Here is a 22609-nt window from a genome sequence, read left to right on the forward strand (position 1 = left end):
CCGTCGTCTGGTGCGGGTACAGCTCCCTCGTCCGCGACTGCATCTGCAGTCCACCAGTAGATTGTATAGGCGATGCACATCCACTACCCGCCCGAGCTTCCGGTTGCCGGCCGCCGCGACGACATCCTCGCCGCACTGGCCTCACACCAGGTCGTCATCGTCGCGGGCGAAACCGGATCGGGCAAGACCACACAGCTGCCGAAGATGCTGCTCGAGATGGGCAAGACGAGCATCGGGCACACCCAGCCCCGCCGCATCGCAGCGCGCACGATCGCCGAGCGCATCGCCGACGAGCTGGGCGAAGAGGTCGGCGGCACCGTCGGCTACAAGGTGCGCTTCACCGACCAGGTCTCGAAGGAGACCAAGCTCAAGGTCATGACCGACGGCGTACTGCTGGCCGAGATCCACCGCGACCGCGACCTGAAGCAGTACGACGCGATCGTGATCGACGAGGCACACGAGCGCAGCCTCACAATCGACTTCCTGATCGGCTACCTCAAACGGTTGCTCCCCCGCCGCCCCGACCTCACGGTCGTCATCACCTCTGCCACGATCGACCCCGAGTCGTTCTCGAAGCACTTCGACGACGCACCGATCATCGAGGTCTCGGGCCGCGCCTACGACGTCGACGTGCGCTACCGGCCGCTGATCGACGAAGACGACGAATCTGACGACGACGGAGACCAGGTCGGCGGCATCCAGCGCGCGATTCGCGAGATCAGCGCCGAGAGCGGCGGCGACATCCTCGTGTTCTTCTCGGGCGAGGCAGACATCAGAGACACACAGGATGCGCTGCGCGGCAAGCTGGGGCAAGGCGTCGAGATCCTGCCGCTCTACGGTCGCCTCTCGGCAGCCGATCAGCACCGCGTGTTCGAGCCGTCGAAGATGGCAGGCCTCAGACGTCGCATCGTGCTGGCGACCAACGTCGCAGAGACGTCGCTGACTGTGCCGGGCATCCGTCACGTCATCGACACCGGCACCGCCCGCATCTCGCGCTACTCGGTGCGCTCGAAGGTGCAGCGGCTGCCGATCGAGGCGATCAGCCAGGCCAGCGCCAACCAGCGCTCCGGACGCGCAGGCCGCGTCGCCGAGGGCATCGCCATTCGCCTCTATTCAGAGGAGGACTACGAGCGCCGCCCCGAGTACACCGACCCCGAGATCCTGCGCACGAACCTCGCAAGCGTCATCCTGCAGGCTGCGACCCTCGGCATCGGCGAGCTTGAGCGCTTTCCGTTTCTCACTCCGCCAGACTCACGCGGCCTCAAAGACGGCCGCGACCTGCTGCGCGAGCTCTCTGCGATCACACCGGCCGGCAAGGTCACGAAGTCGGGTCGCGAACTCTCGCGGCTGCCCGTCGACCCGCGCTTCGCCCGCATGGTGCTCGCCGGCCGCGAGCGCGGCGTCGCACACGAGACCATCGCGATCGTCGCAGCACTCAGCATCCAGGATGTGCGAGAGCGGCCGCTCGAGAAGCGCCAGCGGGCAGACGAGCTGCATGCCCGCTTCGCCGACCCCACGAGCGACTTCATCTCGCTGCTGAATCTCTGGCGACACCTCGGCCGTCGCCAGAAGGAGCTCTCGAACAGCGCCTTCCGACGCGAAGTGAAGTCTGAGTTTCTGAACTTCCTGCGCATCCGCGAGTGGCACGACGTCGTCAGGCAGCTCTCGCGCGCAGTCGGCGTGGGCCGCGACAGCGCACTCGGCAGCGACCCGGCCAGCATGTCGACCGATGCCGACGCCATTCACAAGGCACTGCTCGCAGGTCTTCTCGGTCATCTCGGCATCGTCGACGCGACACAGAAGACTCAGAAGCCGCAGAAGAAGGGCCAGCGACCCCAGACCCGCGAATACCGAGGCGCTCGCGGATCGCGCTTCCGCATCCATCCCTCCTCCGGCCTTGCGAAGAAGGCACCCGAGGCTGTCATGGCCGCTGAGCTCGTCGAGACCTCGCAGTTGTTCGCGCGACAGGTCGCCGAAGTGCAGCCCGAGTGGGCAGAGGAGCTCGCAGGAGATCTTGCGAAGTCGACCATCGGCGAGCCGCACTGGGAGAAGAAGCAGGGCGCCGTCGTCGCCTATGAGCGAGTGACGCTGTTCGGCGTGCCGATCGTCGAAAGGCGACGCGTGCAGTTCGCCCGATTCGACGCCGAGCACGCTCGCGAGCTGTTCATCAGGCACGCGCTTGTCGAAGGCGACTGGGAGAGCCCTGAGAAGTTCGAGCGTCAGAACCGCCAGCTGATTCGTGAGATCGAACGCCTTGAAGAGCGCCAGCGCCGCCGTGACCTGCTGGTCGACGAAGACACGATCTATGACTTCTTCGATGCGCGCATTCCCGCAGATGTCGTCTCGCAGCGCACCTTCGAGGGCTGGTGGCGCAAGGAGAAGTCGACGCGGCCGAACCTGCTGACGCTCACTCGAGAAGCACTGACCGAGGGCGACGAGCAGGTCTCGCAAGAGGAGTTTCCGACCAAGTGGCAGCAAGGCGAGCAGCGGCTGCGCGTCTCGTACCGGTTCTCGCCCGGTGACGAGCGCGACGGGCTCACGGTGCACGTGCCGCTGGCGGTGCTGCCGAGGCTGAGTCCTGCTGGCTTCGACTGGCTTGTGCCCGGCATGCGCGAGGAGCTGCTCACCGCCATGATCAAGGCGCTCCCTAAGCAGATCCGCCGCCACATCGTGCCGGCTGGCGACTGGGCGAGGAGCATGCTCGCAGAGCTGCCTGAGACACCGACTGACCTGCCGCTCGCCGCAGTGCTTGCCGACCGCATCCAGCGCAAGGCGCACATCCCCGCAGACGCCTCGGATGTCGAGTGGGATCGCGTGCCCGGCCATCTGCAGCCGACCTTCCTGATCGAGAACGAGCGCGGCAAGCCGATGGGCGACGCCAAGTCGCTGACCGAGCTGCAGCAGCGCTTCGGAGGCCAGGCCACCAAGCGCGTCGCCCAGGTCGCGGTGAAGGTCGAGCACGAGATCGAACGCGACGATGTGGCAGCGCTCGACGCCGAGCTGCCAGATTTCATCGACGTGCGGCAGGGCGGCAACGTCGTGCGCGCATACCCCGGCTACACGAAGGTCAAGGGCGGGCACGCAGTGCGGATGCACGCAACAGAGCGCGAGCGCGAAGCGGCACGTCTCGAGGCGGTCACCAGCATGCTTGAGGCGTCGATCGCGACTCCCGCCAGCTACGTCACCGCAAACCTCACGCAGACCGAGCGGCTGGCACTCGGCTCATCGCCGTATCGCTCGACGAACGCCCTCATGGACGACGTGCTCGGCCACATCGTCGACACCGAGCTGGCCGCCGCTGAGGCAGCCGCACCCGTCACGACCCCCGAGCAGTTCGAGGCGCTGCGCATCCGAATCTCTTCGGGCGTCGTCGAGCGCATGTTCGACGTCGCAGCCCTCGCCGCCAAGTCGCTCACCGCAGCCCGCGACGCAGACCGCGAGCTGCGCGACGGAGCCTCGATCTCGTTCATGGCACAGCTGGCCGACGCCCGCAGCCAGCTCGACGGGCTCATCTACGACGGCTTCATCCGCCGCACCGGTGCCGCACAGCTCGAGCGCCTGCCGGTCTACCTCGTCGGCATCGCACACCGCGTCAAGCGTCTGCCAGAGACTGCAAACCGCGACCGCGTGTGGATGGGCGAGGCACTCGAAGCGACGGAGGCGTTCACCAAGGCCGGCGGCAAGGTGCCGCTGCCGATGGACGCCCCCGAGCACCTCGTGACCGCTCGCTGGATGCTCGAGGAGCTGCGGCTCAGCCTCTTCGCACAGCAGCTGGGCGCTCGCGGCCCTGTCAGTGTGCAGCGCATCCGTCGGGCATTGGAGTCGAAATCGTAGGTAGTGTGGAGCGCGTGAACACCGTCATCGTCGACACCGTCCGCACCGGCTCCGGAAAGGGCAAGCCCGGCGGCTCTCTCAGCCACCTGCATCCGGCTGCCCTCCTCGGCGACGTCATCGCCGCACTCGTCGAGATCACCGGAGTCGACCCCGACCGAATAGACGACGTCTACGCCGGCTGCGTCAGCCAGTTCGGCATGCAGACGCAGAACATCGCCCGAACGGCAGCGCTCGCCGCCGGCCTCCCCGTGTCTGTTCCCGGCACCACGATCGACCGCCAGTGCGGCTCGAGCCAGCAGGCGCTGCAGTTCGCACACGCAGCCATCGCCGCCGGCCACGCCGACGCGATCATCGTCTGCGGCGTCGAGATGATGTCTACCCACCCGATCGGCGCAGCAGCAGGCGACCGCGACCCGATCGCGCAGTCTGTGCACGAGCGCTTCGGCGGACTCGTGCACCAGGGCATCGGCGCCGAGCTGATCGCCGCACGCTACGGCATCTCGCGCGAGCACTCCGACGAATTCGCCGCCCGCTCGCACCGGCTCGCCCACGAGTACGCGAAGTTCCACAACGACGACATCCTCGCCGTCTCGACGCCCACCGGCCTGCACGACCGCGACGAGACCGTGCGAGCATCCACCATCGTCGAGAAGCTCGCAGGCCTCTCTCCCGTATTCGTCGATAACGCCGTGCAGCAGCGGTTCCCTGAGATCTCATGGCAGATCACAGCAGGCAACTCCTCTCCCCTCACCGACGGCGCATCGGCGCTGCTGGTGACGAGCGAGCGCTTCGCCGCCGAGTTCGACCTCGAGCCGCGAGCGCGCGTCGTCTCGTCAGTCGCCGTGGGCAGCGACCCCATCGAGATGCTCACCGGCGTGATCCCGGCAACCGAGAAGCTGCTCGCCCGCACGGGCATGACCCTCGACCAGATCGACGCCTACGAGGTGAACGAGGCGTTCGCACCCGTTCCGCTCGCCTGGCTCGACGCTGTCGGAGCAGACCCCGACCGCCTCAACATCGCAGGCGGCGCAATCGCGCTCGGCCATCCGCTCGGCGCAACCGGCGCGAAGCTCGCCGGCACACTCGTGCACGCACTCGAGCACACCGAGGGCCGGTACGGCCTGCAGACCATGTGCGAAGGCGGCGGCATGGCCAACGCGACGCTCATCGAAAGGATCTAGACATGCAGATCGCAGGATGCTCAGCTCTCGTCACCGGCGGCGCCGGCGGTCTCGGCGCAGCGACGGCGAAGGCACTCGCAGCCGCCGGTGCAACGGTCGTCGTGGCTGACCTCAAGGAGGGCAGCGAGCCAGGAGTCACCTATCTGCGCACCGACGTGACGAACGAGACGGATGTGCGCGAGGCGGTGGCCACCGCATCCGCTGTCGCTCCCCTGCGCATCGTCGTGAACTGCGCCGGCATCATCGGCGCCGAGCGCGCAGTCGGACGCGAGGGCGCTCAGCCGCTCGAGCACTTCGAGCGCGTCATCCGCATCAATCTGACGGGCACGTTCAACGTGATCCGGATCGCAGCCGAGCAGATGCAGACCAACGACGACGTAGGCGAAGAGCGCGGCGTCATCGTCAACACCGCATCGGTAGCGGCATTCGACGGCCAGATCGGCCAGCCCGCCTACGCCGCATCGAAGGGCGCCGTCGCCTCGATGACACTGCCGCTGGCCCGCGAGTTCGCACGCAATCGCATTCGCGTGATGACCATCGCTCCGGGCATCTTCGCAACCGACATGATGGCCTCGCTGTCACAGGAGGCCCAGGACTCCCTCGGCCCCCAGGCGCCCCACCCGAGCCGTCTCGGCCACCCCGCTGAGTACGCGCAGCTGGTGCAGAGCATCGTCGAGAACCCGATGCTGAACGGCGAGGTCATCCGCCTCGACGGCGCCATCAGGATGACGCCGAAATAGACCCGCTCAAATGTAGTGTTATGACGTGAGCACATACACCGATGTTCTGAAGACCCCCGGGGTCGCACGGACCATCACAGCGCAGCTGGTCTCCCGGTTTCCCGTGGGCATGTACGCCCTCGGCGTGCTGCTACACATGGAGCTCGTGCACGGCTCCTACGCCGCCGCCGGCCTCGTGCTCGCCGCCATCTCTGCCGGCCAGGCGATCGCAACACCCGTCACCACGAGACTCATGTCGAAGTTCGGCACCCGGTGGCTGCTGCTGTTCACCGTGGTCGTCAGCGCCGCAGCCGTCTTCGCCCTCGCCGTGCTGCAGGTGCCGCTCTGGGTCGACGTGGTATTCGGCGCCGTCGCCGGCGTGACGATGCCGCCCATCGCACCCGCCGTGCGCACGCTCTATCCCCGCCTCGTGCCGCAGCGGCAGCTGGCACCGCTCTACTCGCTCGACGCGACGCTGCAGGAGCTCATCTGGGTGCTCGGCCCCGTCGCCGTCACGTTCCTGGCCACCACATTCAATCCCACTGCGGCACTCGTCGTCGGAGCCTCCGTGCAGCTGGTCGGCGGCCTGTGGTTCGTGCTGCTGCGCGAGATCGGCAACCTGCGCATCCCGCCGACGAACAAGCGGATGGGCGGCGTGCTGAAGAAGCGCCCCGTGCTGCTCGTGACGGTCGTCGGGTTCCTGATGATCGGCTCGTTCGCAGCAGCTGAGGCCGGTGTCGTCTCGGTCTTCGGCCACGACGGCCCGCAGGCCGGCGTCGTGCTCGCCGTCTCTGCACTCGGCTCGCTCATCGGCGGCTTCACGTTCGGCCACCGCCGCATCACGAAGTGGTCGCTCGCAATCCGCGGCGGCATCATGGTCTTCGGATTCCTGCTGGCCCCGTTCGTCATCAACATCTGGGGCCTGTCGATCGGCATGTTCATCGCCGGAATCGGATGCGCACCCGCCCTGGCAGCAGTCAGTGCAATCGTCGCAGGGTCGGTGAAGTTCGCTGACACCCCCGAGGCTTACGGCTGGGTCAACTCGGGCCAGCTGATCGGAACAGCCCTCGCCTCTGCACTCGCCGGCGTGCTGATCGACTCGAACGGCCCCCTCGGCGGTCTGCTCGTCGCGCTCGCGTTCGCGATCGCCGGAGTCGCGATCGCCGCGATCTTCCGCAAACATCAGCCAGACCTCTCCGACGGCATCCACGAACCGCCGCCCACAGCGCCCGTCGAGATCCCGAGGTAGCGGTGACACGACGACAGGAGCCCGTCGAGGGCGCTCTGGAGGGCATGCCGCACGGCATCGCAGCGTCATGGGGCATCGCCGCCGAAGGGCAGCGTGGCCCCAAGCGCGAGCTGTCGCTCGAGCGCATCACAGAAGCCGCAATTGCCATCGCCGACGACGAGGGCCTCGAGTCGGTGTCGATGAGCAAGGTCGCGACAGCCCTCGGCTACACTCCGATGTCGCTGTACCGCTACGTGACCGGCAAGGACGACCTGCTGCAGCTGATGTTCGACGCGGCCTCCGACGTGCCGCTCGCGTCGACCGAGGGCACATGGCGCGAACAGCTGACCCACTGGGCAGCCGTCGTGCGCGCCGGCTATCGCGCGCATCCGTGGCTCGCCGCCATTCCCCCGTCAGCGACGCCCACCACGCCGAACCGCATCGCGATTGTCGAAGCCGGACTCCACGCGATGCGCTCGCTGCACGCACCCGGCCCCATCAAGCTCTCGGTGACGCTGCTGCTGCTCGGCTACGTCGCGATGTACCAGACCGCAAGCCGAGACAGCGTCGACCCCGCGGTGCGCAGCGCACTGCGCATGCTGATCGACGTCGAGTCCTATCCCGAACTCGCACCGCTGGTCGCCGACGGCGTCTTCGACGAGCCGATCATCGACAGCGACAGCACGTTCTACTTCGGCTTCCAGCGCTTTCTCGACGGCATCGAAGCATGGATGCACGCTGAAGGACACGTCGACGATCCAGCTCCCGACCTCCCGGCGGCGATCGTGCGCGACGGCGGAGTGCGCGCTGCGCAGAAGGCTGTGCGAGAGGCTGAAGAGCGCCTCCGAGCCGCACAGGCGAAGGCGAGCCAAGCGATCGCCAAAGTCGCAGACCGCGAGCGCAAGGCCGCTGAGAAGATCGCAGCGAAGGAAGAGAAGAAGCGCCAGAAGGGCTGAGACCCTGAACGGGGACTTCTCCTCGTTGTGCCGTCGCGGAGCGCCGCATAGATTCTTATGCGGAAGGGAGACCACGTGTCCATCAATCTGCCCGGTGAACTCGCATGGGTGCTCAACATGCTCGGCTATGACTGGCCTGAGATCGACGAGGACGAAGTCCGTCGTGGTGCTGGATTCACCCGTGACTTCGAGACCGATCTCGAGGGTGCCCTTCAGAAGGCCGACTCCACCATCAACGACGACTTCGGCACCATCATCCAGACGGGCGCCGCGAAGTCGCTCATGAATGCCTGGGATGAGAACAAGTCGAGCAACATCACCAAGATGTACGAGCTGCTCGATCCGGCCGCGACTGCCATGGACCTCTTCGCCGCAGCTGTCGAAGCGCTGAAGATCAAAGTCATCGCCGAACTCGTGATCACAGCCGCCCAGCTCGCGGTCACCGCTGCGACAGCGTTCGTCACAGCCGGTGCGAGCGCCGCTGCGAACGCCGCGATCATGTTCGCCCGCAAGAAGGCGCTCGACTTCGTGACGAACGTCATCATCGACCAGCTGGTCGGCCAGATCCTCGACATGGTCATCGAGCCGCTCTCGGGCGCACTCGTGAACCTCGCGAATCGCGTGATGGACGCACCGCTGACGCAGGGCATGATCGGCGACCCGCGCGAGTACCGCGCAGACCTTGCGGCACTCGAGACCGCGGCGAGCGACCTCGACTCGAACGCCACCGACCAGGAGCGGATCACGCAGGACTACGTGAGCAGCATGACTTCACTGCAGATTGTGACGGGATAGCACCATGGCATCCAAACTCAGCCAGACCGCACGCGACATTCTCGACCACCTCAAGCGCGCATCCGATGACATCGGCGTTTCGGTGCCGAGCAACATCAACAAGAACTCCGCGCTGTTCCGCGAGATCAAAGACGGCACCGTGAAGGTCGACGACCGCTTCAAGGCTCCGAAGAAGAAGATCGACGGGGCCGACCGCAAGAAGGTCGAAGCTGACTCGAACTACAAGCCCACCGATGCCGAGAAGGCAGAGAAGAAGCGGGTTCGCGACAAGTCGCCCAACAGCGACGCGAAGAAGCACACAGAAAAAGAAGGCAACACCGACGACTACTACCCCGACAACCCCGACGTTCAGAACACTCCCGGCTATGGCGACAAGATGCACGCCGACCACGCGTTCGCCTACGACAACATGTGGGATCTTCCCGGATTCCGCGACCTGCCCGAGGCTCAGAAGGTCGAAGTCGCAAACACACTGCACAACTTCGTCGGCATCGACGGCGGCGTCAACTCGTCGATGGGCAACAAGGGTCCCGACTGGCCGGGCCACAGCAAGTACGGCCCGCTGAGCCCCGAGGGCCGTGCGCGCCTCGAGACGAACCACTGGCTCGGCGAGCTCGCGGTCAAGCTTCATATACTGAGACTGCTCGAACAGAACGGCTGAGGAGGCAGGACTCTGTGAACGAAACGACGACGATCACCCGACAGGCCGGCGAACACACGCTTCGCGCAACAGCAGCCGCCCAGTTCTCACAGATGGTCGAAGACATCCTCGACGTCCTCGAAGGGCAACAGGCGAACCTGCGCGACGGCTACGTGTTGCAGTTCGGCTGGGGACCGATCTTCCTCGAGGCAGAGGACGACGCGCTTCGGCTCCGGACTCCCGACTACTCGAGAGACGCCGCAAACGATCGCACAGAAGACCTCTCCGGCGCCATCGCGATCCAGGTCAGCCAGATGTGGCTGCCGAGGGCCGCAAATGTCAGGCCGATGGGGCTGCGGTTCGACCAGGAGATCCTCATTCAGCGCGGGTGGCGCGAGCGGACCGACTTCGAAGCCTCGCGCAGAATCTCGAAGCACGAGATCTTCTCCGGCTGGTTCATCTGCGACACCACAGACCGTGGCGAGCCCTACCCCCACGACGAGATCGAGAAGGTCGAGGCATGGGAGGTCGTGCAGCACCGTCCTGAGCTCTCCCAGGTGCTCGCACTGCCGGCCGACACCCTCACGATCCTCCTCGACCGCGAGATCTATCGCGTCATCAAGCTCGACGGCGAAGACGACAACGAGCTGCTGTACGAGAACACAGACGAAGCCTGAGCCGAACGGAAGCCTGACCATGGACGCCGGCGACTTCACCACCACGGGCCGACGCGCAGGCGGTGCCGACATCGAGATCGACACGATCCCCGCTGTCGCGTTTCTGGCCGAAGAGCTGCTGACCTACCTCGAGAAGAACCCCGAAATGGTTCATGACGACTCCGTGATCGACTACGGCTGGTCGCCCATCCGTCTGACGCCCTTTGACGACGTGCTCGTGGCCCAGGTTCCCAATGTCGTCACGAATCCCAGGACCGACGTCACCGCCGACCTCTCGACGGTGCTCTGGATCCGTGCGCAGCAATGGCTGCTCGCCGAGAAGACCGGTCTCGAGCTCGAAGAGCTGTCGTACCTCGACGACGTCCAGATCGCAGAAGGATGGCGCACAGGAGCACAGATTCACATGCGCCGCCACCGCGGCCGCTGGCTGATCGCTGCGAGCGAGGTCACTGACGAAGCAACAGCCGACGAGACCCTGTGGAGCCCGCTTCCGTCGTGGGAGTTGCTGCGTATCGCTCTCCCCCTCGCTTACTGCCTCTGGCTTCCCGAAGGCACGACAGCAGTCGTCGACGAGAATGAGATCCTCGAAGTCCGCGACGGCACGCCCGAACGTGGCCTGCGCTTGGACGCCGTATGAAAAACCGGTGAACACTCCCTGATCTCTGCCGAATAGCGGCCCTGACGGGGGTTTCGAGTGCAACCATGCTGCCATGGCAGAAGCGCAGCTGGGCAGTGACGCTCTCGCGTATGTCGCGTTCTGGGCCCGCACCCAGGCATGGTTCCCGCGCGAGGCCGATGACCCTGTCGTCTTCACCGACGAGATCCGCCTGCCCCGTGCTGACGCGCGCATCCTGTTCGCTCGCAGCGGCGCATACGCCTTCATCATCCCCATCGCGCTCAGCCACGAGCAGCATCCGGCGTCGATCGCATTCGTAAACGGCGTATGGCTCATCGACGGACTCGAGCACGCCGCTACCCAGCAGGAGCTGCTCGACGCCGCGACCGGCCACGTGCACACAGCGTGCCTGCGCGGAACCGGCGGCGCGCGCTTGCGCACAGAAGAAGACGGAACGGATTGGCAGACCGCCTTCCGGCGCGTGCTGCGCGGAGACGCGAGTGTCGAGGCACGTCTCAGCGATGACCTCTACCGCAGCGGATCCGTCGCGATGCCCCAGGTGCTGAGCCAGCTGTCAGCCGAGTGGCACGACGGCAATGCAGATCGCGTAAGCGAATTTCTGCTGGTGCGCGAGCGGTGGCCCGGCGAACGACGCGCTGTCGAACTGCTCGAGGCGTCAGCTGCTGCCGCGGCAGCCGGCAGAGCATCCGACGACTCCACTGAGACGGCCCGACGGATGGGTGAGGTCATCGCCGTGCTGCACGACGCCGCAGGCGCCTCTGAAGCTCCTGGCGCATCCGCTTCGCTCCGCATCATCGAAGACGTGCTCGACGAAGATCTGCTTCCCGCCCGTGATCGGGAGTGGCTGAGCGCCGAGTGCCTGCGGTTTCGACACATGCAGCGGCGCATGCGCCCGGCCCCCACGCTGCCGGGCCTCACCCTCGATTCGATGCTGCTCGCAGACGACAGCGCAGGCTTCTTCGACCTCGCGAGCGACTACCGCGGAGTCGGACTCAACGCCGACGACGCCGGACGCCTCGCCTTCGGAGTCGTCTGCATCGCCGAACGCGCATCCAAGACTCCGCTCACGTCATGGGTGACCGTCACGATCGAGTCACTGGCAGAGGGCGCTCGCATGGACTCGCCACCAGAGCTCGTGTCGCTGCGCATCGCGATGCTCGCCGAAGCGCTGTCCGTGCTGCGAGGGCAGCCGACTCTCGCCGCACCCCGTTGCATCGACAGGCAGACGCTGTTGTCGGCCGGTGAGCGAACACTCGACTACCTGCGCGAACACGGCTCCGCGCTTTCGCTGCGGAGCCGTCTGCTGGCGTGAACGCTACTGCGCGCTGCCGTAGTGGTCGCGCATCCAGCTGCGCAGATCGTCGCCGAGGTCGTCGCGCTCGAGGGCGAGCTCGATGATCGCCTTGATGTAGCTGAGCTTGTCGCCCGTGTCGAAGCGGCGGCCGCGAAACACGACGCCGTGCACACCCTGCTCGGGGTTGCGCGCCATGGCGTCGAGGGCATCGGTCAGCTGGATCTCGCCGCCGCGGCCGGGCTCGGTGTGCTCGAGCACATCGAACACGTCGGGCTGCAGCACGTAGCGTCCGATGATCGCCAGGTTCGAGGGCGCGTCTTCGGCAGCGGGCTTCTCGACCAGGCCACTGACCTTGACGAGGCCGTCTTGACCGGTCTCTTCGACAGTCGCGATGCCGTAGAGGTGTGTCTGCGACGGGTCGACCTCCATCAGCGCGATGACGCTGGTGCCGGTACTGACGGTCGCAGCGAGCATGTCTTTGAGCAGCGTCTCGTCGGAGTGAATCAGATCATCGCCGAGCAGCACCGCAAAGGGCTCGTTGCCGACGTGCTGCTTCGCCTTGTGCACGGCGTGGCCGAGACCACGGGGGTCTCCCTGACGCATGTAATGGATCTCACCCAGTTCGGTCGACGCTTTGACGTCGGCGAGACGCTTCGAGTCGCCCTTGTTCATGAGGGTCGCCTCGAGCTCAGTGGCACGGTCGAAGTGGTTCTCAAGCGCGTTCTTGTTGCGTCCCGTCACCATGAGCACGTCGTGCAGGCCAGCCGCCGTCGCCTCTTCGACGACGTACTGGATCGCCGGCTTGTCGACAACGGGCAGCATCTCTTTCGGCAGTGCCTTCGTTGCGGGAAGGAAGCGCGTGCCGAGGCCTGCTACGGGAATAACCGCTTTTGTCACCTGAGTCATAGAGCTAAGACTAACAAGCGTGTCTGCCCGAACGTCATTCACTACGCTGGTGAGTATGTGCGGTCGTTTCGTTGTCGCCAGGGCGAATGCAGACTTGCTGCCGCTGTTCGAGATCGACAGCTCAGGCAGCGATCTCCCTGAGCCTTCGTACAACATCGCACCGACACACTCGATTCCGGTCATTCTCGACTCACTGAAGACCGAGCAACGAAGGCTCGAATCCGCGCGCTGGGGGCTTGTGCCGCCCTTTAAGAAATCTCTGAAAGACGGCCCCACTCCGTTCAATGCGCGTGTCGAGAAACTCGGCTCGAGCGGCATGTACCGAGGAGCATTCAGCTCGCGCAGGGCGATCATCCCCGCCTCGGGATTCTTCGAGCGCCGCAAGCTCAGCGACCTGCAATCGTTCTACATCACACCGGCTGATGGCTCCGTCCTGGCATTCGCAGGGCTCTACGAATGGTGGCGAGACCCCGCAGACAGCTCATGGCTGCTCTCGGCGACGATTGTGACGCATCCGCCCCAGGGGCAGATGACCGAAGTGCACGACCGCGAGCCCCTCTACCTCGACGACACCATGCTCGACGCGTGGCTCGATCCGACTGAGCCCGGCGACGAGGGCCTGCTCGCAGCTGTCGCCGAATCGTCTGCCGAAGTCGCCGCGGGCCTTGAGTTCCGCGAGGTGGGCGACGCATGGCTGTCGACAGCCAAAGGCCAGTACGTCAACGCACCAGAGCTGATCGAGCCTGCCCCGAAAGGAGCTGCATGAAGCCCGACCGCAAGACCTGCACGCTCGAATGGGGCGAGGTCTCGTACCTCGAATGGAAGCCGCTGAGCGCGCCGCGCGGTCAGGACGTGCTGCTGCTGCACGGCGGCGGCGTCGACAGCGCACACCTCTCGTGGGCACCGCTGGGACGCGATCTGGCCCGCAAGGGGTATCGCGTCATCGCCCCTGACGCGCCGGGGTACGGAGGGTCGGATGCGGCCCCCTGGCCGGTCACGCAGCGTCGCCTTGACGAGTTCGTCGGCGAGTTCGTCGCGGCACTTGAACTCGACCGGTACGTGCTCGGCGGACTCTCGATGGGCGGCGGCATGGCACTCGGCCACACGCTCGAGCATCCCGAGCAGGTGCGAGCGCTCATGCTGTTCGCAAGCTACGGCCTGTCTGACTACCAGTTCGACTCCCCCATCTCGTCTGCGCTGCAGACAGTGACATGGGCCACCGTGCGCTCTGGCCTGCTCGATGCCGTGCAGCGCGGCTACGCAAAGCGGCGGTCGTGGATGGAGCGCAGCCTGCACGGTGCGATCCGAGACCCAGAGCGGATCACGGATGCGCTGGTCGACGAGGTCATGCAGGAGGCAGAGAAGGGCACCGCATTCACTGCCTTCACGCAGTGGCAGCGCGATCAGATCCTCTGGAATCGCATGGCGACGAACCACCTCGACCGGCTCTCGGAGATCGACCTGCCGGTGCTCATCGTGCAGGGCGGACGCGACTCTGCCGTGCCCGTCAGCTCGGCCCGCGCTGCTGCCGCGAGGCTCTCTGACGCACAGCTGCTGCTGATCGACGACGCCGGCCACTGGATCCAGCGCGATCAGCCAGAAGAGGTCGGCCGCACCGTGATCGAGTTCGTGCAGGGCAACTGACCCAGCTCAGCTGACACTGCTCAGCCGAGCATCCCGAGCCCGCGCCACGCCGAGTCATCTTGCGATGTCAGACGTCGTTCCTACACTCTTGAATAGTACGAGTGTTCTAGTGCTGGCGAAAGGAATGACAGTGACGGTCGAATACACAATCGAAGCAGGGGCTGCGGGCGAACCGCCCCTGAACGAGCCCGCAACCGTCTGGGCCACAGCATCCGGCGCTCCTGAGCGTCTCGTGTGGCGCAGCCGCAGGTTCCTCGTGCACGCCAAGCCCATCCCCTGGATCGACCGCGTCGAGTGGTGGATGCTCGAGCAGCGCGCCGCACGCGGGTCGTTTCCGCCGCTCGAGCGGCGCATGTGGCAGGTGCAGATCCGAGCGATCGACAACGGCGAGATCATGCTGATCGACCTCGAGGCAGGCGAAGACCGCACCTGGCAGGTGACGGGCGTGTATGCCTGATGCGGTTCACCCATCTGCACGTCGCGAGCGCGTTCTCGGCTCGCTACGGCACTGCATCCCCAGAGACCCTCGTCGCCGCTGCCGCCGAGCAGGGCGCCGACGCCGCCGCGATCACCGACCGAGACGGGCTCTACGGCGCCATCCGGCACGTTCGCGCCTGCATCGCAGCCGGCATCGACCCGATCGTCGGCGCCGAGCTGCAGTTTCGCACCTCGGGCGACCAGATGCGCGACATCGTCGTGCTCGCACACGGCAGAGCAGCAGGGGCCGGATGGGCGGCACTGTCTCGAGTCGTCTCCGCCTCCCACGGCGCCTCGAGGGGCATCGCCAAGATGCAGAACGGGGCAGCGCACCGCTCCGCCCACCTGACTCCGAGCCGGGTCTCCGCTGTGCTGCACGGCGACGGGCCGCCGAACACGACGGTGCTGCTGGGGCCCGGCAGCGACGTCGGCTTCGCGCTGCAGCACCGACGCGTCGCAGAGGCCCGCCAGCTGCTCGACCGCTGGCGAGCGCTGCTGCCGGGCGGCGTCATGCTCGAGGTCGTGTGCCATCACACACACCCTGACAAGGCGGGCAGTCTGCGACACGCAGCCGACATGCTCTCGCTGGCCCGCGCATCCGGCACCCCTGCGGTGCTCACCAACCGCGTCCGCTACCTCACACCCGACGACGCCGTGACGGGTGACGTGCTCGACGCAGCCGGCCAGCTCGCAGCACTCGGCACCTTTCAGCCGCAGCCCAACGCACAGGGCTGGCTCAAGCCGCCGAAGAAGATGCATCTGATCGCCAAGAGCATCGCCGAGCAGGCAGGGCTCGGCCAGCAGGCCGCCTCCGACCTGCTGAGCACCACCGAGCGCCTTGCCGACACCTGCAGGCTCGACCCCGACGCCGACCTGCGCTGGCGCAAGCCCAAGGTGCCCGAGGCGAGCGTGATCGGCATCGACGGCGACCCGACGCTCGCACTGTGGCAGAAGTGCGAGGTCGCAATCGGCGAACGCTACCCCGACGCATCGCACACGCTGCACACGCGCATCCGCGACCGCTTGCGACTCGAACTCGGCACCATCGAGCACTTCGGCTTCGAGACGTACTTCCTCACCGTCGCAGACGTCGTCAGCCTCATCCGCGAGCGCGGCATCCGCGCCCAGGCGCGAGGTTCGGGCGCCAGCTCGATCGTCAACTACCTGCTGCGCGTCTCGAGCGTCGACCCGCTCGAGCACGATCTGCTGTTCGAGCGCTTCCTCGGCCACTCGCGATCGACGCTTCCTGACATCGACGTCGACGTCGAGTCCGCTCGTCGGCACGAGATCTACCGTGCGATCTTCGAGCGCTACGGCGACACTCGCGTGACGCTGCTGTCGATGCAGAACCGCTACCGAGCCCGCGGTGCCTCCCGCGACGCCGGGCTCGCCCTCGGCATCGAGCCTGAGCAGATCGAGCAGATCGCAAAGAACATCTGGCGGTTCAACGCCCGCGACTTCCGTGAGGTCCTCGACCAGAAGCCCGAGCTGCGCGAGATCGCCGAGCTCATCAGGCACGACAAGCGCCTCGATCTGATGGTCGACCTGACCGAGCGGCTCGACCGCCTCCCCCGGCACATCTCGATGCATCCGTGCGGCGTGATCCTCAGCGACAACAGCCTGCTCAGCGTCACCCCTGTGCAGCCGACCGGCATAGGGCTGCCGATGAGCCAGTTCGACAAAGACGACGTCGACGACATCGGGCTCATCAAGCTCGACGTGCTCGGCGCGCGCATGCAGTCGTCGATCGCCCACGCTGTCGGCGAGATCGCCCGCGTGCACGGGTCCACGACTGCGCGCGCAGGCGAGCTTCCGGTCGACGCCCCCTACATCTCGCCCGAGGGCGTGATCGACGTCGATGCGCTGCCACACGACGACGAGCCGACCTTCGAGGCGATCCGCTCAGCCCACACGCTCGGCATGTTCCAGATCGAGTCGCCCGGCCAGCGCGAGCTGATCGGCAAGATGCAGCCCGACCGCTACGAAGACCTCATCGCCGACATCTCGCTGTTTCGGCCGGGGCCCATGAAGGGCAACATGGTCGCACCCTACGTCGACACCAAGCTGGGGTTCCAAGAGCCCGACTACCTGCATTCGCGGTTCAAGTGGTTTCTGCAAGACAGCTACGGCGTCGTGATCTATCACGAGCACGTGCTGCGCATCCTGCACGACTGCATGGGCATCGACCTCGCCGACGCCGACGAGCTGCGCCGCCGCATGGAGCGCGATGTCGACTCGATCGAAGACGCCTTCAGAACCCGCACCGCCCAGCGTGTCGACGAGCGCGGCAGGCGCCTCTTCACCGACCGCGAGATCGACCGCATCTGGACGACGCTGCGCGGCTTCGGCTCCTTCGGCTTCTGCAAGGCGCACGGCGCCGCATTCGCCCTGCCGACCTACCAGTCGGCGTGGCTCAAGACCCACTACCCGGCCGAGTTCATGGCGGGACTGTTCGAGCACGACCCCGGCATGTATCCGCGCAGGCTGCTCATGGCAGAGGCGCGAAGAATAGGCGTGCCGCTGCTGCCGCTCGACGTCAACGTCTCGACCGACTCCTACGTCGTCGAGTGGGCGGATGCCGACACGGATGCAGAGGCACCGACACGGGGCATCCGGCTCGCCTTCAGAGACGTCCAGGGCATCACACAGGCTGAGATCCGCCGCATCATCGCCGAGCGCACCGACGAGCCCTACGAGTCGATCGCCGACTTCTACACCCGGGCTCGCCCATCCCGCCCGCTCATCCAGCGCCTTGCCGCCGTGGGCGCGCTCGACTCGCTGGTGGTCGGCGACCGGCGCGGCGACGTGATCGCCTACGTGCGGCAGCTCACGGCCAAGCACCGGCCGAAGTCCGACTCCGAGAATCAGCTGCCGCTGGCACGTCTCGACGAGCTGCCGACCGGAACACCTGCTCCGTCACGCGACGAGCAGCTCGCAGCACAGCTCGACGTGCTCTCGAGCGAGCTCGACGGGCATGTGCTCGACCCCTACCGCGAGATGCTCGACGAGCTCGGCGTCACGCCCGCCGATCAGCTGGTCGACCTGCGCGGCGGCAGCGAGGTGATCGTCGCTGGCATCAGGGTCGCAACCCAGACGCCGCCGATGCGCAGCGGCAAGCGCGTCGTGTTCATCTCATTCGACGACGGGCACGGCGTCGCCGACTGCACCTTCTTCGATGACGCTCAGCAGCGAGTCGGTCCGCTGCTGTTCGGCACAAAGCTCATGGTCGTGCACGGCCGCACTCGCCGAACCGGCGCACGAGGAGTCTCGGTGCAGGCCGATAATGCCTTCGACCTCAAGCAGTTGTGGGCGCAGTGGCGCGAGTCGCGAGCGGCCTGATCGTGTTCAGCCCTGCAGCGTGAAGACTCCGTCGAAGAACGCAGCGAACTCGTCGGTCGCATCCAACGGCATGACAGCAGCGACGTACTGGTCGGGCCGAACGACGACGACAGCACCGTCACGCAAGATGCCGCGAGTGTCGAAGATGTCGTTGCCGAGCCCGTTTGCGAAGACCTTCTCCCAGCAGTTGACCTTCCAGGGGCCAACCTCGGGCCAGAAGACCTTCGGCACGTCGCCGAACTCGACCTGCGTGTAGTCGGTCTGGTAGATCACCTTCGAGTCGAACCACGCGTCGTCGTCGCCGCCCGCAGGCGTGTACTTCACGACCGGTGACGCGGGATTCTCCCCCAGCCAGTCGCCGAAGCGCTGCGCGGGTGAGTCGGCTCCCGGTGCCGCCGGGTCTGCGAAAACGTAGATCCGCCAGCGGCCGTCTGCCTCGTGCAGGTGCCCGAGGTGCACGGGGTTGTTGTCGCCACGCTTGATCGTCTTCGCCGATTTGAAGCGCTTGCCGATCGGAAATCCGGTCGCGAGCTCCTGATGCTCATCGCCAGCAGTCAGCACCGAGGGCTTGTACTGCGTCATGAAGCCAGCAGGAAACTCAAACGTGTCTTCGTAGAATCGCTCGAGCGCATCAGGGCTCTCAAACTCCTCGGGCTTCTTGGCCATCATCGACGACCACTGCTTGTCGAAGTCGATCAGGTTCTGTGCGATCTCGTGACGCTCTCCCGAGTACGTGTGCAGCAGCGACGCCGGGCTACGGCCCTCGAGCACGAAACCGAGCTTCCAGGCGATATTCCATCCGTCCTGCATCGAGACGTTCATACCCTGGCCGGCCTTCGCTGAGTGCGTGTGGCACGCGTCGCCGGTGATGAAGACGCGAGGGGTGCGCGACTCGTCGTCAACGTCGTCGAACTTGTCGGTGACGCGGTGGCCGACCTCGTAGACACTGCTCCATGCGACGTGGTGCACATCGAGCGTGTACGGGCTGAGGATCTCGTTCGCGCGGCGGATGACCTCTTCGATCGGCGTCGAACGCACAGCGTGGTTGTCATCGAGCGGCACTTCGCCGAGGTCGACGTAGATGCGCGCCAGGTGTCCGCCCTCGCGGGGGATATGCAGAATAGACCCGTTCTTCGAGTGGATCGTGGCCTTCAGGCGCCAGTCAGGGAAGTCGGTCTTCGCGATGACGTCCATGACACCCCACGCGTGATTAGCGGCGTCGCCCTCGAGTTTGCGCCCCATTGCCTTGCGCACACGGCTCGATGCACCATCGCATCCGACGACGTACTTCGCACGCACCGTGCGTTCGACGCCGGCCTGCTCGCCTGCCGATCCGATCAGCTTCACCTCGACGGGATAGTCGCCCTCCTCGTGCACTGTGAGTGTCTGAAACTCCCAGCCGTAGTCGGGCTTGATGCGTCCGGGGCTACGCAGGGCAACTTCGGCGAAGTAGTCGAGCACGCGCGCCTGGTTCACGATGAGGTGCGGAAACTCGCTGATCGTGCCGCCCTCGTCGTCGAGGGTGCGGCCCGTGCGGATGATCTCGTCGCGGTTGTCAGGGTTCGGGTTCCAGATCGCCATCTCGGTGATGCGATAGGCCTCGGCGATGATGCGCTCAGCGAAGCCGAAGGCGTTGAACGACTCGACCGATCGCGCCTGCACGCCGTCTGCCTGACCCAGTTCGAGACGACCACCACGGCGCTCGATCATGCGTACGTTCAAGCTCGGAAACTTCGACAGCTGCGCCGCGGCGATCATGCCCGCGGGGCCCGAACCCACGATCAGCACGTCCATCTCTTCAGGAAGCTCCGCTGCTCGATCGATGCCGTATCCGGCTGCCTCGAGAACGCGGGGTTCGCCCGAGACGTATCCTTCGTGGTGGAACTGCATTGTTGCCTGACCCTTCGACTTCAGCGTCGTGTGCTGCTGGCGCTCAGCAAGAGCATCACGTGTTCACATCGTATACGATACTACTCTCGGTCGAACGAGTGCGCAATGAGAACCTCTCCAGAAGACCTCCCCCGAGCCTTGACTAGAATTCTGGTGTCGCAAAGAGCACGCAAGGCAAAGGAGCCCGTCCATGACTCGCACACACAGAATCGCTTCCATTCCCGGCGACGGCATCGGCCCCGAGGTCGTCGACGTCGCACGCTCTGCCGTCGACCTGCTCGCACAGCAGGAAGGATTCGGCATCGACTGGATCGACTTCGACTGGGGTTCCGAGTTCTACCGCAGGTACGGACGCATGATGCCCGAGTCGGGCCTTGATGAACTTGCAGAGACGGATGCGATCTTCTTCGGGGCAGTCGGTGCCCCTGACATCTCTGACGCCGTGACCCTCTGGGGGTTGTTGATCCCCATCCGCCGCGAATTCGGCCAGTACGTCAACCTCCGACCGGCGAAGCACGTCGACGGTCTCGCGGGCCCGCTCAAGAACCCCGACGGCATCGACCTCATCATCGTGCGCGAGAACTCAGAAGGCGAGTACTCCGAGCTCGGCGGTCGCTTCGGGCGTGGAACACCCCAGGAGTTTGCAAGCCAGGATGCGGTGTTTTCACGCCACGGAATCGAGCGCATCACCACCTACGCCGCCCATCTCGCTCGCAAGCGCAGCGGACGCATCACCAGCGTGACCAAATCGAACGGCATCATCCACTCGATGACGTTCTGGGACGAAGTCGTCAATGAGATCGCGGCCGAGCACGACGACCTCACGTGGCGTTCGGTGCTCGTCGACGCAATGTCGGCCGAACTCGTGCTGAAGCCACAGAGCCACGACGTGATCGTCTGCTCGAATCTGTTCGGCGACATCCTCTCCGATCTCGCTTCAGCGACGATTGGCTCTCTCGGACTCGCCGCATCCGGCAACATCAACCCAGAGCGCACTGCTCCGTCGATGTTCGAATCGGTGCATGGCTCGGCTCCCGACATCGCGGGTCAGGGCATCGCGAACCCGCTCGCGCAGGTCAGCTCGGCCGCAATGATGCTCGATCACCTCGGCGAGCAGAGCGCGGCGAAGCGCCTCAACGACGCCGTCGACTCGATGCTGCGATCCGGACAGGTGACGCAGGATCTCGGCGGCTCCCTCGACACGAAGGGCGCCGAGGAGGCGCTGCTGGCAGTGCTCAGCCAGTAGCGCGGGTCAGTCGCCGGGCGCGCAGTCGCCGTCGATCGTGCAGGAGTCGGCCTCAACAGTGGTCCCCAGCAGCGTGCTGAACGTCTCGAGTCCTGACACGCTGTGGCCGATCGACTCAACGACATCGTCGTCTGCGACCGTCTCCTGATCGCCGAGCTGCTCGGCCGCTCTGCGCATCCACTCCGGTTCGCTCTTGCCGTCTTCGATGTTGCGCTGACGCTCGAACACCTAGACGCCTCCTGCCTCGTCGTGCTCCGTGACCAGCTGTCGCAGAGCCTGTCGATAGGCCTCGACCGGCATTGCGCCCGGGGCCGCGTACTTGCCGTCGAAGACCATGAACGGCACCCCCTGTGCGCCCATCGCGCGTGCACGCATGACTTCGGTCTCCACCTCGTGGTCGTAGCTGTCTGCGTCTGCGAGAATCGCCCGTGCCTCATCAGCGGGCATGCCTGCACGCTCGGCAGCAGCGACGACGGCTTCGTCGTCGAACGGATTCGCGGCTCCGGTGAAGTACGCACGCTGCAGGTCCAAGAAGAAGTCGTTGCCGGTGCCCCGTTCACGCAGCGCCTGCAGCACTCGGTGGATGCTCCGCGTGTTGCCCATCGGCCGCTCGACCGCGTAGTCACGCCCGATCTCGGCCGCCAGGCCGCTGATCCTCTGCTCCATCCCGCGAATCTGCTCGGGGTCCTGCCCGAGCTTCGACTGGAGGTGCTGAATGTTGTCTTCCCCCGTGCCGTCCTTCGCATTCGGATCCAGCTCAAACGAATGGGTCTCGATCTCGATGCGGTCCTCGAGCCGTTCGGCCCTGATCGCCTCGCCGAGCCTGCCCTCGCCCACGTAGCACCACGGACACACGACATCCGACCAGATGTCGATCTTGATCTTCTCGGCAGCGTCGGTCATGGAACGTCCTCTCGAATGCAGGTCTACTCCATAGTGTGACAAATCCCGAGCCGGTTTTATGCCGAGGAAACCTCTGTCGGGCAATTTGTGTAGCATTGCCTAGTCCCCTCCTGCGTGTCTGCGGGCTGGCGTGTGTCTCGCATCGACGACTTCTTGAGCACTCAGAAGTTCGTGCAGACGCGTGTCTGCACGTCGCATCGCAGGATGACGAGTCGAAACCACAGTGAACTACGCCACAGCACC

Annotated in this window: 19 protein-coding genes; 15 read left to right on the plus strand and 4 right to left on the minus strand. The window is 65.7% G+C overall.

Annotated elements, in window-relative coordinates:
* Positions 1 to 72 precede the first annotated feature (72 nt).
* The 10 genes from hrpA to CZ674_RS10870 all read left to right on the plus strand — a co-directional run bounded on the left by hrpA (position 73) and on the right by CZ674_RS10870 (position 11979).
* Entirely contained in the window at positions 73 to 3834 is a 3762-nt protein-coding gene (gene hrpA, locus CZ674_RS10825; protein WP_086992541.1) for an ATP-dependent RNA helicase HrpA, read from the plus strand.
* Between the two features lie 14 nt (positions 3835 to 3848).
* Positions 3849 to 5015 carry a thiolase family protein gene (locus CZ674_RS10830; RefSeq protein ID WP_086992605.1) on the plus strand — a complete coding sequence of 389 codons (1167 nt, stop codon included), beginning with the start codon at positions 3849 to 3851 and terminating at the stop codon, positions 5013 to 5015.
* Positions 5016 to 5017: 2 nt separating this feature from the next.
* Positions 5018 to 5755 carry an SDR family NAD(P)-dependent oxidoreductase gene (locus CZ674_RS10835; protein ID WP_086992542.1) on the plus strand — a complete coding sequence of 246 codons (738 nt, stop codon included), beginning with the start codon at positions 5018 to 5020 and terminating at the stop codon, positions 5753 to 5755.
* 25 nt (positions 5756 to 5780) lie between these two features.
* Positions 5781 to 6983 (plus strand): MFS transporter, encoded by a 1203-nt coding sequence (locus CZ674_RS10840; RefSeq protein ID WP_086992543.1) that lies wholly within the window; start codon positions 5781 to 5783, stop codon positions 6981 to 6983.
* A 2-nt stretch (positions 6984 to 6985) separates the two neighbouring features.
* Positions 6986 to 7918 (plus strand): TetR/AcrR family transcriptional regulator, encoded by a 933-nt coding sequence (locus tag CZ674_RS10845; RefSeq protein WP_143244723.1) that lies wholly within the window; start codon positions 6986 to 6988, stop codon positions 7916 to 7918.
* A gap of 75 nt (positions 7919 to 7993) precedes the next feature.
* Complete coding sequence (locus tag CZ674_RS10850) at positions 7994 to 8713, plus strand: WXG100-like domain-containing protein (protein ID WP_086992545.1); 720 nt, start codon at positions 7994 to 7996, stop codon at positions 8711 to 8713.
* A gap of 4 nt (positions 8714 to 8717) precedes the next feature.
* Entirely contained in the window at positions 8718 to 9374 is a 657-nt protein-coding gene (locus CZ674_RS10855) for a hypothetical protein (RefSeq protein ID WP_086992546.1), read from the plus strand.
* A 14-nt stretch (positions 9375 to 9388) separates the two neighbouring features.
* The gene (locus CZ674_RS10860; protein ID WP_086992547.1) at positions 9389 to 10030 is read left to right on the plus strand and encodes an immunity protein Imm33 domain-containing protein; all 642 of its coding nucleotides are present in this window, start codon (positions 9389 to 9391) and stop codon (positions 10028 to 10030) included.
* A gap of 19 nt (positions 10031 to 10049) precedes the next feature.
* Positions 10050 to 10667, plus strand: coding sequence for a hypothetical protein (locus tag CZ674_RS10865; RefSeq protein WP_086992548.1), 618 nt, complete (start codon positions 10050 to 10052; stop codon positions 10665 to 10667).
* Between the two features lie 73 nt (positions 10668 to 10740).
* Positions 10741 to 11979, plus strand: coding sequence for a hypothetical protein (locus CZ674_RS10870; RefSeq protein ID WP_086992549.1), 1239 nt, complete (start codon positions 10741 to 10743; stop codon positions 11977 to 11979).
* A gap of 3 nt (positions 11980 to 11982) precedes the next feature.
* On the opposite strand, the gene galU is transcribed toward CZ674_RS10870, so the two are convergent.
* A complete protein-coding gene (galU, locus tag CZ674_RS10875) occupies positions 11983 to 12867 on the minus strand; it encodes a UTP--glucose-1-phosphate uridylyltransferase GalU (RefSeq protein WP_086992550.1) in 885 nt (294 codons plus the stop codon).
* A gap of 19 nt (positions 12868 to 12886) precedes the next feature.
* Between galU and CZ674_RS10880 the strand changes: the two genes are divergently transcribed.
* From CZ674_RS10880 to CZ674_RS10895, 4 genes are all read left to right on the plus strand, one after another.
* The gene (locus CZ674_RS10880; protein ID WP_143244724.1) at positions 12887 to 13633 is read left to right on the plus strand and encodes an SOS response-associated peptidase; all 747 of its coding nucleotides are present in this window, start codon (positions 12887 to 12889) and stop codon (positions 13631 to 13633) included.
* Positions 13630 to 14511, plus strand: a complete 882-nt coding sequence (locus tag CZ674_RS10885) for an alpha/beta fold hydrolase (RefSeq protein WP_086992552.1) — start codon at positions 13630 to 13632, stop codon at positions 14509 to 14511. Before CZ674_RS10880 ends, CZ674_RS10885 begins: the two co-directional genes overlap by 4 nt.
* 130 nt (positions 14512 to 14641) lie before the next feature.
* Positions 14642 to 14968 carry a DUF6504 family protein gene (locus CZ674_RS10890; RefSeq protein ID WP_086992553.1) on the plus strand — a complete coding sequence of 109 codons (327 nt, stop codon included), beginning with the start codon at positions 14642 to 14644 and terminating at the stop codon, positions 14966 to 14968.
* A complete protein-coding gene (locus CZ674_RS10895) occupies positions 14968 to 18327 on the plus strand; it encodes a DNA polymerase III subunit alpha (RefSeq protein WP_086992554.1) in 3360 nt (1119 codons plus the stop codon). Before CZ674_RS10890 ends, CZ674_RS10895 begins: the two co-directional genes overlap by 1 nt.
* A gap of 6 nt (positions 18328 to 18333) precedes the next feature.
* On the opposite strand, the gene CZ674_RS10900 is transcribed toward CZ674_RS10895, so the two are convergent.
* Positions 18334 to 20217 carry an FAD-binding monooxygenase gene (locus CZ674_RS10900; protein WP_086992555.1) on the minus strand — a complete coding sequence of 628 codons (1884 nt, stop codon included), beginning with the start codon at positions 20215 to 20217 and terminating at the stop codon, positions 18334 to 18336.
* Positions 20218 to 20407: 190 nt separating this feature from the next.
* Between CZ674_RS10900 and CZ674_RS10905 the strand changes: the two genes are divergently transcribed.
* The gene (locus CZ674_RS10905) at positions 20408 to 21463 is read left to right on the plus strand and encodes an isocitrate/isopropylmalate dehydrogenase family protein (RefSeq protein ID WP_086992556.1); all 1056 of its coding nucleotides are present in this window, start codon (positions 20408 to 20410) and stop codon (positions 21461 to 21463) included.
* Between the two features lie 6 nt (positions 21464 to 21469).
* Here the strand turns inward: CZ674_RS10905 and CZ674_RS10910 are convergent, their stop codons facing one another.
* Positions 21470 to 21691, minus strand: coding sequence for a hypothetical protein (locus CZ674_RS10910; protein ID WP_086992557.1), 222 nt, complete (start codon positions 21689 to 21691; stop codon positions 21470 to 21472).
* Entirely contained in the window at positions 21692 to 22366 is a 675-nt protein-coding gene (locus CZ674_RS10915; RefSeq protein ID WP_086992558.1) for a DsbA family oxidoreductase, read from the minus strand. It lies immediately after the preceding gene.
* Positions 22367 to 22609 lie beyond the last annotated feature (243 nt).

This window comes from Agrococcus casei LMG 22410, from assembly GCF_900163565.1.
GTDB lineage: Bacteria > Actinomycetota > Actinomycetes > Actinomycetales > Microbacteriaceae > Agrococcus > Agrococcus casei.

What these genes read in the sequence shown, in the direction of transcription:
- CZ674_RS10895 (WP_086992554.1), top strand. Translation starts at nt 14,968, where the DNA reads ATGCGGTTCACCCATCTGCACGTCGCGAGCGCGTTCTCGGCTCGCTAC.
- hrpA (WP_086992541.1), top strand. Translation starts at nt 73, where the DNA reads ATGCACATCCACTACCCGCCCGAGCTTCCGGTTGCCGGCCGCCGCGAC.
- galU (WP_086992550.1), bottom strand. Translation starts at nt 12,867, where the DNA reads ATGACTCAGGTGACAAAAGCGGTTATTCCCGTAGCAGGCCTCGGCACG.
- CZ674_RS10900 (WP_086992555.1), bottom strand. Translation starts at nt 20,217, where the DNA reads ATGCAGTTCCACCACGAAGGATACGTCTCGGGCGAACCCCGCGTTCTC.
- CZ674_RS10870 (WP_086992549.1), top strand. Translation starts at nt 10,741, where the DNA reads ATGGCAGAAGCGCAGCTGGGCAGTGACGCTCTCGCGTATGTCGCGTTC.
- CZ674_RS10835 (WP_086992542.1), top strand. Translation starts at nt 5,018, where the DNA reads ATGCAGATCGCAGGATGCTCAGCTCTCGTCACCGGCGGCGCCGGCGGT.
- CZ674_RS10865 (WP_086992548.1), top strand. Translation starts at nt 10,050, where the DNA reads ATGGACGCCGGCGACTTCACCACCACGGGCCGACGCGCAGGCGGTGCC.
- CZ674_RS10905 (WP_086992556.1), top strand. Translation starts at nt 20,408, where the DNA reads ATGACTCGCACACACAGAATCGCTTCCATTCCCGGCGACGGCATCGGC.
- CZ674_RS10915 (WP_086992558.1), bottom strand. Translation starts at nt 22,366, where the DNA reads ATGACCGACGCTGCCGAGAAGATCAAGATCGACATCTGGTCGGATGTC.
- CZ674_RS10885 (WP_086992552.1), top strand. Translation starts at nt 13,630, where the DNA reads ATGAAGCCCGACCGCAAGACCTGCACGCTCGAATGGGGCGAGGTCTCG.
- CZ674_RS10855 (WP_086992546.1), top strand. Translation starts at nt 8,718, where the DNA reads ATGGCATCCAAACTCAGCCAGACCGCACGCGACATTCTCGACCACCTC.